The organism is Loktanella sp. DJP18 (assembly GCF_049310965.1).
Classification (GTDB): domain Bacteria; phylum Pseudomonadota; class Alphaproteobacteria; order Rhodobacterales; family Rhodobacteraceae; genus Loktanella.
Genome location: NZ_JBMERN010000125.1, coordinates 1 through 10,578, shown reverse-complemented (window position 1 = coordinate 10,578; position 10,578 = coordinate 1). Strand labels below are relative to the sequence as shown.

Sequence of the window (10,578 nt, the reverse complement as noted above, 5' to 3'; positions counted from 1 at the left end):
CGCGCGCCATCCAGGCGACCCACTGGTTCTGGACGGGACTGGTGTCCTGGAACTCGTCGACCATGATATAGCGGTAGCGGCCGGCCTCGAGGTCGCGGACGTCAGGGCATGCGCGGAAGATACGGACCATGTTCAGGACCAGGTCAGCGAAGTCGCACCATCGGTGGGATTGAAGCTCCATCTGGTAGGCCTCGAAGATCTTGCTGGCGCAGATCAGGAAGTCGTGGTCGTCAGCCATCGGCCCTGTTGAGATCTCGCAGAGGTCATCAGCAGCCTTGATCTGCTCCACATCAAGACCATCCTCTTTCCACGAGGCGATCTGGTTGAGGTAGTTCATGATCGTGTTTTTGTCCTTCTTGGAGGACAGAAGGCCGAGTTTCATCGCAAGTTCTGCGATGACGTCGCGCTGACCTGCGTCATCGAGCACGTTGAAGCGCTGGGTCAGGTCGATACGCTGGGCATGCCGGCGCAACATTTCTGACGAGATGGAGTGGAAGTTGCCCACGGACACGCGCCGCGCCACATCGTCGCCAAGCATGTGGCCCAGGCGCTCGCGGATTTCGCCAGCCGCCTTACGGGTGAATGTGATTGCAAGGATTTCTTCCGGCCGGGCCAAGCCCTTCTTGATGATATTCGCGATCCGACGGATCAGGACGGTCGTTTTGCCCGTGCCCGCGCCTGCTAGAATGCGGAGCGGACCTTCGGTTGTCTCAACTGCAAGTTTTTGCTTTGGGTTCAGGCCCTCCGTCACATCGCTGATCTTCGGTTTCACGCTACCGAAGGCGGCGTCGATATCGTCTTTCGTGATCATCTTGTTCATCGGGTCATCCTGTCTATTGCTGCTACCTGGGAACTGTCACCCGGCCGCGGCTCTTGTCGTTTTTCTCCCAACGGACGCATCGCCGTGGGCCTCATGTGAGGGCCCACGGCGGATGTGATCCGCAATACTTGTAAGATTGGCTTCTTTCAGGGAATCTGAAATGAAAACGGCGCTCAAAGAGCGCCGCGGGTCTGCATTTTCGCGTGCTGTGTGAACTCTCAATCCGTCAGGAGGATGTCGATGCGTCCGTTGGTCCGCGGGACTACGATCTTCGATTCTGCGACCACACCATGTATCTCAAGAAGGTCGCCTGGCCGTGCGGCCTTCATTTGCTCTACGGCTGGCAGGCGATGGACGACGACGGACCATGTTGTGTTCTGCGACGCCTCGCCATCGCCCACGATGCCAGATGTCCTGATCATGCATGTTGCAAAGGACGCGCCCCCGGGCATCGTTCCAATTTCTGGCTGGCTTGCGAGCATGCCTTCAATGAGATGCGTGCGTCCGCCTTTTTCAACCAGTCTATCCATGATGTCATTCTCCAGGAGTTTGAAGAATCTTACGCAGACAGGTGCCAACCTGGCAAGAACGACGCTGTTCAGGTCATGGTGCGATGCCTTGGTGGGACCGGCAATGTCTCAATCGAACAGAGATAGCTGATCCTGGTTATCCGGCTGCCGGCGCATTGGTGTGACAGGGCTTTGCGGTGGCGTGGATGATATGCGTAAGTCCTGCATTGGTGCGCCGATCCATGTTCCACTGTTTTCGATGTCACTCATGATACGCAGGATAAGGTTTTCCTGGTGCATAAGGAAGTCATTCTGATCAGCCGCCAGGACGTAGGCGAAGACCTCAATGCGCGGCGTTGCATTGAGCATATCCACAAGTCTAACCCGCGCAGGATCGGGGTCGACCTGGGGTTCATCTGCCAGTGTTTCTCGGATCGCTTCAAGGCAGTAGATGATCTGTTCCCGGGTCGACTTTGGATTAAGAGCAATCCAGTGGCGGAATAGGAATTTGTCGCGAGAGGTGTAGTTCTCTATCTCCGATGACGAGAAGACGCCATTTGGGACCGTAACAAGCGTCCGCTCGAGCGTTCTGATCCTCGTCGATCTGATACCGATGTCCTCGACAGTGCCAAGGAGGGTGCCGAACCGACAGAAGTCCCCAATCCTGACAACGCCGTCAGCGACAACAGTCAGTGAGCCAACAAAGTGCTCGATTGTTTTCTGAGAACCCAATGCGATAGCGATGCCACCGATACCCAATGCTGCAAGACCGGCTGTCAGATCAACTCCCAGCGCTGAAAGCGTGAACAGGATTGCAGTGAAGACGACGGCGATTTTGGCTGCGCGCAGGCCAAGCTGGAGGAAGGATACGGACCCCTGTTGCCCGCGGGCCTGTGCCCTGCCAATGATACCGGCTGCTATGCCATCAACCAAGGCGAGTGCGACCAAGGCAAGTGAAATCCAGATCAGGATATCGATAACAGGAGACAGGTAACCCCTGAGGACGACCGATACGCCTGATGCTTCGAGTGTCGGCAGTATCAACGCAGCTGCCAGGATCATGCCGATCGGTTTATGTGCGGCCTTGAGTGTCGCGAGGAGCGCCTGATGACCATGGCGAGACGCGATGCGATCGAAAATACGCCACATGGTCTGTAAAAGTAGTGAGGAGATCCCGACGAGTAATGCCATGGCTCCCGCCGCATAGATGATTTGACCCAGTCTGATCGAGAAGACCCTGACATCGAACCACGGTCCGGGGGTGATACGGTCAACGAAGCTGTGTGAACTCAGGGCGAGAAGGTCTGAGATTTGGGCTACAGTCTGGCTTGATATTTGCCAAATCTGGCGTCCATCCGGCAGTTTTGTGCGCTCCGCAAGCAAGGAGGCTGATGTTCCGCCGACGTCGATTTGCCCCAGTGAGTCGAAGCCTTCTTTCTGACCGTCGGTCAGGTGGCCCTCTGTCTGTGCAGATATCGTCCAGTTGTCGTTCAGGGAGCCCGCGCGATCCAGGAGTGTGTTGAGATCCTGCGCCAGTTTTGCGCCGCGTGCGATGCGGAACAGCTCACTCGATTGGGGCAGAAGTAGATATTCGCCAGCCAGTTCGTAGTCCCTTGCGAGGACTGCCTGAAGGTATCCGAACATGAGCCCTCTTGGCGTTTCACGGCCGTAAGGGTCTCTTGACGGTGCGTCTGTAGATGGCGCAGCTTCAGATCCACCCTCCGGTCCGGCTGCCGCGCCGGACATTTGCGCGTTTGCTTGTTGCGACGGCATGAGGATGGTTGCGCCAAGCAAAAGCGATGCGACGATGATGGCGCGAAGGCGAGTCATGATTATTCCAGTTATGTGTCTTGACGCGGCGCCCGGAATGTAAGTCTGGGTGCCGCTTTTCTTCAGTTTATCTTGCAGGGCATGACGAGCATCGTGATTTCAGGCATGCTGCTCGAAGTCACGAGGATCGGCGTCGATACATCCGTGAAGTCGATTGCGATATTGGACTTCGGGAAGACGGAAATCGCTGCCATCATGTAGCTTGCGTCGAATCCCACAGCGACTTCGTCGCCAGGCTCATCGGATACGCATTCAGATGAGCTCTGACCGGCAACGGCAGAAGTAATGAAGACACCGTCTTCCCCACGACTCATCTTCACGGCAACGGTTCGTTTGTCTTTCGCCAAACTGACAGAGCTGCGTTGCAGTGCGACGTCCAGCATGCTTTTCGACAGGATGATGCGCTGCGTGGTCTTCAGGCCGAGGAGGGTGGAGTAGGGAGGGTATGGGGCGTCGATCATCCGGATGGAGACAGAGCCATCTGGACCTTCAACGATGATATTGTTTTCCACGACCTCGACGTGCGCCGGCCCGCTACCAAGCATCGACGTCATCATGTTGATTGCCTCGGCCGGGATTGTAACGCCCTTGTCGGCGGCCTCACCAAGGCTGACGGCACCAATGGTGTCTTCGCGCAGTGTCGTGATAGCGAGGCGTTTTCCGTCCGTTGCGACGATGTCGATCATTCCAGCGCGACGATGGATATGGATGCCTGTCATCGAGATTTTCGCCCCAGCCGCATCGCCACGATGCGCTGCTGCCACGCGTGCTACTTCGATCGCGCGTGCAAATGCGCCAAGGTCAGCGCGCTTTCCGTTTGTGTGACCCGGGACGATCCGATCGAATACAGCTTCTGACTCTGCTGGGAATTCGTGGGCGCTACGGGACGTGGACAGCCGCAGGGACATTTCATTGTCGGTTTGCACGGTCTCGAGGCTGAAGCTTGCATCAGAGTTTTTCGAGGCCTTTACCAGGCGGTCGAGACCGCCTGGGATGATGGCGACAGATCCCGCCATCTTGATTTCTGCGGGTCGGCGCCATTCGGATACGATGTTCTCGTTGAACGCAATGACGCGGATCTGGCCCATTTCGGCCGGACGCTCTTCGGTGTCTGGGCCGACTTCGCTCAAGGCCTCGCCGATACGCTCCGCGATGATCTGGATAGCGTCAGGCGATTTCGATACGGCGCAGGCTGCGGTGAGGACAGCTTCGAGGTCGGTGCTCTGGATTGTAAGTTTCATGAAGTTTACTCCACCGGCGCTTCGACGGGCGCGTCGACTGGTGCGTCTGCCGGAGTATCGATGGGAACAGCATCGATGAGCTCTTCTTCACCTTCAAAGCTTGCGCCAATCTCCTCAATCGCATCTGCGTTCAGGTATCCACTGTAAAGGGACGATCCGATGATCCAGGTTGGCGTTCCCTTTGCGCCCATGTCGAAGAACATCTGGGTGTTTTCCTCGACTGAGGTGTATGCACCAGCGCGGGCGATCGAAGTGAGGATGTCCTTCGTGGGAACGCCCTGGGTCTCAGCAACCTTCATGGCCAGAGTGATATCGGCCGTGCCTTCGGGGTCGTTGAAATAGAGCGCCTTTGCCGCTGCTGGATGCTGGTCACGCAGGGCGATTTCCACAGCGCCATATCCGGCACTCTCTTCCGCGGTGGTGGCGACCGGGTAGATGATGACCTTCCAGCCTTTTTCAGCCAGATCCTGTGTGACCGAGCGGAAGCGACGGCAATGGGGGCAATTCGGATCGTGGAAGACGCGGATGGTGCGGTTTGCTTCAGCATTCGGGTTGCCGAGTATTAGCGCGTGATTGTCCGAGGCGGCCATTTGATCAAGCAGGTCGGGGTTCACAGGAATGAGGGATGTCGATTGAAGTGCATCAACCTCTTCCTGTGTCAGGCACGGCCAGTAGCGGCTGAAAGCCGTCAGGATCGAGACAGCAGGGTGCTGATCCAGCAGTGCATCGGTGCTTTCGATCGTCTCGACGATCGCATCTCTGATGTCGTTCTTGCCGACTTCTCCGCGAGCGCAGAAGGGTGACGGCTTTTCGGCGATCATGGCGTAGACGGCGATGCCACCGATCGTTCCCGATACGTATGACATGCAGGTCTCGTTGTCGCAGTTCTTGATTAGATCGAGCAGCTCTGCGCTGTTGTTCGGAAAGTAGTTCGGCGTCTTCACGTCGGTCTGCGCCGACGCGGAAAAGGCAAAGCCGAACGCAAGTGTTGTGGCGATCGCGTAGCCGGTGGATCGGATATTGAGCATCATTTTTCTCCCTCATGAAGCAGTCCATGTGGAGATCGGTTCATTCGATCGCCCTGAAAAACGACTGGGGAGAGATTTTTTCGAAATGGGTGCCTGGTTTGTTTGTTCGGGCGCAGGGTTGGTGGCGATTACCGTTCCATGCGTTCTGGTATGACGCTCTCGGTCAACCGATAGGCTTCATGAAAGAGCGGGCGTGATACGTCTCTTTCAGTATCTACGGTGGTCAACCCATACATGCAGACCAGCCCCTGAACGTATCCGAGCGCAAGGTTCATGTCGAAGGTGGCCCCTGGTTTGTTTACATATCTCTCGCAGACCTTTGTGATGTCTCGTCCGTCAATATGTATGATCTCCTGAAGGGCTTTCGCCATCGGAAGGTATCTGGAAAAAAGCTTCTGTGCTGCGTTGGATACGGGGTCATTCGGGTGATCAGGAACTTCGTCGTCATTGTCATGAGCGGGTGTGATCAGACCTCGTGCGACAAGGCATCCTTCGATGAAACCGGTCCACCGACAAATTTTGTCCAGAGGGAGGCTTTCAATTCCTGACATTCCCGCATTACAGATCCATGACAGGTTTGCGAGGGATAGTCGTTCATCAGCGTGGAGTGGATCTTCGTCCTCGCCAGCAATAATGCTTGCGTAGGACTTCAGATTTATGATGACCAAAGCCTTGTGGGATGGACCGTTTTCGCATGTCATGCGATTGTGCCGATTGTGAAGCCGCGCGAGAGATCGAGATAGAACTCCCTGTCGATGCGCTCAAGACGCAGGATGGCGTCCCGATTTGTCGCAAAATCACGGCGCGACGGACAACCGATAAGGCGTCGCAATGTTTCAGACACCGCTACCTCGACTTCTTCAGAGGTCTGTTGCATGGCGCTGGCGATGATCCCCCATCGGTCGTAACGCTGTGCGATCCAGCCGTGAAAGGCATTGTCCTGAGGCAGAACGAAGCTCCGCTTCAGTGCATCTGAGGCCCGTTTTGCCCATTCATCTGCATCATCGTTGCCTAGATCGGCAACGCCAATTGCCATTTTTGTCCCCGGCTGAGACTGAAAAAGCCAGATAGGAAGATCGGCTGCGTCGATCGCGATTGTCGCCGTGAAACTGCCGTTCCTCTCCTGCTTCAGGCCGGTCTTTACGGCCTGGAAGAAGCTCGCACTTTCCATGAAATTGGCACCGCTAGGCAGCTCATAGCCGCCGGAAATCATGTCGAGCAGATCATCTTTATCATGCTCTGCCAGGTTCGAGATGAAATCGGAGACGTGGTCAGGTGATCCCATGAAGATGCACGACAATCCGGCGCGTTCGGAGACAGAGGCCCAGAACCTGTAATCGTGTCGTTCACAGGCCGTCATGGCAATGACCATCGAGGCAAAGGCACCAATGTCGACGTGAGGACGCCCTGGCGCTTCTCTAAAGCCATGACGCGCGGTCCAGCGCCCATCCTCGATCTCCTGAACGATGTAGGAGATCGGTGTGCATTCGCTTTTGGCAACCCACTGCTTTTTGACGCCGCTTCCGAATGCGGACCAGGGCATGCCGGCGTAGATCGGTCGATTGCCGGCATCGTCTGCTTTGATGGTTGCTGGATGTGTCATCTTTGGACTCCCTGGGATCAGGTTGAATATTGGCTCGTTCATATAGAAACGAAGCCAATATCATGACCTGATCCTCGAATTGCAGAGACCCGACACAAGGGCGTGCCGGGTCTCATCTTGTTGGTCTGAGATCTTGCGATCAGCTCAGGACGACGTCGTCGTAACGCTTTGTCTTCGTCTTCGCAGGGGCTTCGACTTCGTTCAGCTTGCCGATCACGCCAACGGGTGTTTCGCCGTGGACTTGGACGATGATCTTCTCTGCGCCGGTTTGGACGGCTGCCTTGAGCTGCTCGATCTGGATGTGGCCACCGAGTTTGCGCGGTGACCTGTCGGATTTTTCGATCTCCGGCGTCATTTTGTCCATCGGAGACCGCAGTTGCGGTGCATCAGGATGCGACAGTGTGGCGAAGCCATCCTTCGAAAGCGTCATCAGCGCCGGCGCATTGTTGCCGGAAGCCTCGGCAACGCGGACCATCCGCAGTGCGTCTTCTGCCGAAAACTCGATGCTCATCAGGTCGCGCTTGGAAAGACGTGTCTTTTCGTCATTCTCATGGCGCAGACGATGCTCTTCCGCCTCTCGAGCGACAAAGCGTTCAGCATAGGCCCTGACAGCTTCTGCTTCGGCTTTCGTGTTGGCAACAACAGGCATTTGGCTTGCATCACGCAGGAAGTTGCGCATCTGAAGGTTTGGTCGTGTCTTGCCGTGCTCGTCGGTTAGCAGCATGTTGTCGTCGATGAAGCGCGTCATCTTTTTGGATGCTGAGTCTGCCGAAGCGTCCTTGTAGTCCCTGAAGGGTCCTTGTCCGGACTGAACGAGGGCAACGCGCAGGCTTTTGCGACGCGCTGGGTTCATGCTGTTCCAGGCCGCCACTGACATGGTCTCTGACAGGCGGTTGGAGATTTCCGGCGTCGTTGCGACGCGATCGGCACCCATCGCATCCTCGATGCTGTTGAATGCAGCTGCGGAGGACTGGAGGTCGGACATCTCGGATTGTGCGCGTCCAGCGTGCTGACGCAGTTTGTCCATTGCACCGCCCTCGAGGGCCTCGGAGCTGATTTGATCCACGATTGACGACATTGACTCGTTGAGCGAGGCCATCTTGTTTGATCCGACGAAGCGATCTCCGGAGTTGTCTTCGATCAGCTCTTCGGTATCTTGACCGGCCTCTTCGCCGTCGCTGTCGCCAGTTGAGTCAAAGGCATTGTCGAGACCCCAGGCCTCATCCTGCATTTTGCCTTCCTGTGTCAGCTCACCGCCATCATCGCCCGTGTAGTTGGTCAGTTCAGCGTCGTTGTCGAACGCTTCCTTAGCCCACTTCATCATGTCAGCCATGCGGACGCCGAACTTCGAGTCGATACCTGGTGCTTCGAAGTTGCCAGACCCGAGTGCTTCGGGGATGTTCTTTTCGATGCAGTCATCAAGCCAGAAGCTGGTTGCTTCTGCAAGGTGAGCCGGAACAACGATGTGGTCGATGCGGCTCGGATCGTAGTTCGCAGCCTGCATCATGCGGTTGGCCGCGCCGAGGAAGTTGAACAGGGAGTTCGCGTCTTCGCGCATCAGGTCGCTGTCGAAGTTCATGTCAGGGGAGGCGTTCAAGCCAGTGACTTCGATTTCTTCAGTCTGTGCGCTCTGAACCGCGTTGCGAAGAAGGAATGCGTAGGTTGTTGGCCGGTCGGCTGCATTGATGTTCTCAGGCAGATCCAGGTTGGCTACGATGGCCGATGCCTGGAATATGACAGCTTCACGCTCTTCTGGTGTTCCGCGCAGTGACTGCTCGCCGATAGGTGCCTTGCGATCCTTGTTCTCGCCTGGCATCAGGTAGTTCGCTTGTTCAAGCACGTTCCAAAGCGCGTCGGTGGAAGCGCCGTCGAGGCCTTTTACAAATGCTGCGTGGGCCGGCTCTTTCTGAACCGCATCCAGAAGATTCAAGGATGCCGAGACCACGGCCTGCATGTCTTCGTCGCGGACGCGGATGACTGTTTCGACCAGCTCGAAATCTTTGCCGATGTGCGTCTGGCGCACGTAGTCGACATAGGATTGCTTGCCTTCGCCAATCAGCAGGGGTGCGGCATTCTGGTTTTCGCGAACAGCTGAGTCGTAGAGCGGCAGGAAGTCTGCTTGCTGTGCCGCAGTGAGACCGCGGATATTTGTGTCATTGCGAACCGGGTTCTTGTTCTCGTCGTTCTCGACGAGGCCATTCAGGAACAGGAAACGCGCCATCTGCTTTGTGGCCATTCCAAGGTTCGCGTAGTCGTCCACGGAGCTGTTTTCGCCGCCCTCTTTGCAGAGCTTCGGAAGGCCAGCTTCAACCGCTTTGATGTAGAGGTCGGCGCCCAGGATGGGTTCAGCACTGCTCATTTTATTTGCCTCGATTTAATACGTTTATGTTGAGGAGATCGGCGCAGGAGATGTGTTTCGCGCCCCTGCGCCGGAAGATTTTTTTACAGGACCTGATCTTCCTGGGTGCGCTGTGTTTTGCGCTCGGGAAGATCGAGTTCATCGCCGCGGATATGACGCACGAGGTTCTTCACACCCCGGCTCGGATCACGGCCGAGGTCGATGGCGACGCGACTGCCTTCGAAAGCTTGCGCATGTGCCTCTGTGTCACGTGCGCCGAAACCTGCCTTGATGAGCGCGGTCGCGCCGCGGTTCATCAGGAGTGCGCGGTTACCAGCGAAGCCAGGGACGATATCGAGATCGTTGGCGTTGACGACGACGGGGCGACGCGGTGCGTTCGGCACGTTCAGCGCTGCTTCGACGGCGGAGTGTGCCGGCGAGCTTGTGCGGCTGCGGTCGATGTCGGTGACAACGACAGCTTCTGACATGGCACCAACCATAGAGGCAGCGCGTAGAGTCGTGTTGTCGTTCCCCTTGGAAGAGATACCGACCCGCGTGCGGCTTGTGCGCTCGTAAAATGAAGAGACTTCTTCGGGCGGGTAAGCCGAAACGATGACACCACCGGATTCGAGGACCGCGTTGCGGTCTTCGATTTGCTCAGCAAGTCCTGCGTGAGCATGGCCGCCATTGAGCACCAGGATTTGCGGTCCATTGACGGGGACGTCCATGGACGTCGCGCCTTCTGCACGCGCGACGATTGCGTTGCTTGTCGCCAGGGCTGATGTTGCAGGCGCGATCCGGCTTGCCGCCAGATTGCGTTCTGCTTTTTCACCTTTGATGGCGCCATCGCCCACAACGCCAATGACGTTCGACGCATCGCGGAAAATATCGACTGGCCCCTGGATGAACAGGTAAGGCGGCTTCTGGCCGGAAGCCAGAAGAGCGACCGGGTAATCTTCCGGCCCGATCAGCGACACGTCGTTGTCGGACATGTGCTTGACGGTGCGCAGGTAGGAGTCGCGAGCGCTGGCCATGATCTTGTCGTCGGCGAGCAGGTTCAGCGCGCCGCCGGACACGCGGTGCTCCTTGTTGAGATATTCCCGGCCGGAGTCGGTCTTTGCCAGTTCAGCAAGCTCGTTGATGCTTTCGTCGATGCCGGCCAGACGGTCGATGTCCTTATTGGAGATCGTGCCCAACTTTTCGTCGCGG

Annotated in this window: 9 protein-coding genes; all 9 read right to left on the bottom strand. The window is 56.8% G+C overall.

Annotated elements, in window-relative coordinates; translation table 11 throughout:
* On the bottom strand, window positions 1-820 hold an 820-nt coding region (locus ACOI1H_RS21025; protein ID WP_422439929.1), incomplete at its 3' end, for an ATP-dependent helicase.
* A 218-nt stretch (window positions 821-1,038) separates the two neighbouring features.
* Window positions 1,039-1,350 (bottom strand): hypothetical protein, encoded by a 312-nt coding sequence (locus tag ACOI1H_RS21020; RefSeq protein ID WP_422439927.1) that lies wholly within the window; start codon window positions 1,348-1,350, stop codon window positions 1,039-1,041.
* 108 nt (window positions 1,351-1,458) lie between these two features.
* Window positions 1,459-3,159: a mechanosensitive ion channel family protein gene (locus ACOI1H_RS21015; RefSeq protein ID WP_422439926.1), complete on the bottom strand. Its 1,701-nt coding sequence runs from the start codon at window positions 3,157-3,159 to the stop codon at window positions 1,459-1,461.
* A 62-nt stretch (window positions 3,160-3,221) separates the two neighbouring features.
* Window positions 3,222-4,400, bottom strand: a complete 1,179-nt coding sequence (locus ACOI1H_RS21010; RefSeq protein ID WP_422439925.1) for a hypothetical protein — start codon at window positions 4,398-4,400, stop codon at window positions 3,222-3,224.
* 5 nt (window positions 4,401-4,405) lie between these two features.
* Window positions 4,406-5,431 carry a thioredoxin domain-containing protein gene (locus ACOI1H_RS21005; protein WP_422439923.1) on the bottom strand — a complete coding sequence of 342 codons (1,026 nt, stop codon included), beginning with the start codon at window positions 5,429-5,431 and terminating at the stop codon, window positions 4,406-4,408.
* 125 nt (window positions 5,432-5,556) lie between these two features.
* Window positions 5,557-6,129 (bottom strand): hypothetical protein, encoded by a 573-nt coding sequence (locus ACOI1H_RS21000; protein ID WP_422439922.1) that lies wholly within the window; start codon window positions 6,127-6,129, stop codon window positions 5,557-5,559.
* Window positions 6,126-7,031 (bottom strand): hypothetical protein, encoded by a 906-nt coding sequence (locus ACOI1H_RS20995; protein WP_422439921.1) that lies wholly within the window; start codon window positions 7,029-7,031, stop codon window positions 6,126-6,128. The genes ACOI1H_RS21000 and ACOI1H_RS20995 overlap by 4 nt, the downstream gene beginning before the upstream one ends.
* Before the next feature lie 139 nt (window positions 7,032-7,170).
* The gene (locus ACOI1H_RS20990; RefSeq protein WP_422439920.1) at window positions 7,171-9,390 is read right to left on the bottom strand and encodes a hypothetical protein; all 2,220 of its coding nucleotides are present in this window, start codon (window positions 9,388-9,390) and stop codon (window positions 7,171-7,173) included.
* An 83-nt stretch (window positions 9,391-9,473) separates the two neighbouring features.
* The coding region (locus tag ACOI1H_RS20985; protein ID WP_422439919.1) for a hypothetical protein at window positions 9,474-10,578 on the bottom strand (1,105 nt) is incomplete at its 5' end.